Raw genomic sequence first — 1,162 nt, 5'->3', positions numbered from 1 at the left:
ACCGCCGGCCCCGACGACGACCGCGCGCGCATCTTCGACCTGGACATCGTGATCGCGTAACGCGCGCAACGCGCCGACGGCGTCGGTGTTGTACCCCGTCGGCGGGCCCGACCCCGAGAAGTCGATCGTGTTGACCGCGCCGATCCGGGTCGCCAGATCCTCCGGCGCGACGATCTCGAGCGCGTCCCGTTTGAACGGGATCGTCACGTTGAGCCCCGCGATTCCGAGCGCGTCGGCCCCCCGGATCGCGTCGTCGATATCGTCTTCGTCGGGCTCGAAGGTCACGTAGCGCGCCTCGAGCCCGAGTTCGTCGTACGCGGCCTCGTGCATCGGCGGCGACAGCGAGTGACCGACCGGATTGCCGAGTAAACCGTAAACGTCCATAACCATCGTTTCCTGGCACTCGGTACGGCGGAACCATAATCGGACTGGTCCGGCAGCGAAGTGTCCGCAGTGGCGGCGTGGCAGTCCGGGCGGGCTCGAGTCGTTCGAACCGATCCCGCGACAGTCGCCGCGCCGGCGAGCGTTCTGCGCGTGCCGGAAGGATGAGATATCGATTCGCGTCGTTTTTACACCCCTCTCGAGTAGCCGGTGCTATGCTCTCCGGAACCCCGCTCGACCTCCTCTTGCTGGCGGGCGGGATCGTCGCGCTGTACGGTGGTGCCGAGTTGCTGGTCGCGGGCGCGGGGCGGCTGGCGATGGGGATCGGGCTCCGGGCCGCGACCGTCGGCGTGACGGTGATCGCGTTCGCGACGACCGCGCCGGAACTGTTCGTTTCGACGATCGGCGCGCTGAACGTCTCGAGCGACGTCGGACTCGGCACGATCGTCGGTTCGAACATCGCGAACATCGGACTGGTACTCGGGATCTCCGCGCTGATCAAACCGCTGCAGATCAGTGACCGGGTGCTCCGGCAGCACGTTCCCGTGATGGTGTTCGCGGCGATCCTGTTGGTCGCCCTCGGCGCGAACGGACGGATCGGTCGCCTCGAGGGGGTGCTCTTCCTGCTGGCCCTCGCGGGGTTCACGGCGGGTATTCTGTACGCCGTCAGTGAGGAGTCCCCGCCGATGGTCGACGAACCGGACGCGGAGTCGGGGGCGTCCGTGCGGGACGTCGCGCTCGTCGTCGGCGGGCTGGTCACGCTCGTCGTCGGCTCGCGGTG

2 protein-coding genes are annotated in these 1,162 nt (G+C 68.1%); one reads left to right on the top strand and one right to left on the bottom strand.

All coding sequences use genetic code 11. The features are described 5' to 3' along the window. On the bottom strand, window positions 1-384 hold a 384-nt coding region (locus PGX04_RS28245; protein ID WP_377043596.1), incomplete at its 3' end, for a shikimate dehydrogenase family protein. A 212-nt stretch (window positions 385-596) separates the two neighbouring features. Here PGX04_RS28245 and PGX04_RS28240 point away from each other — a divergent pair. After that, a partial coding sequence (locus tag PGX04_RS28240) for a sodium:calcium antiporter (RefSeq protein ID WP_377043594.1) occupies window positions 597-1,162 on the top strand: 566 nt, incomplete at its 3' end.

The organism is Natrinema soli (assembly GCF_028618695.1).
This window is presented reverse-complemented; position numbering and strand designations above follow the sequence as displayed.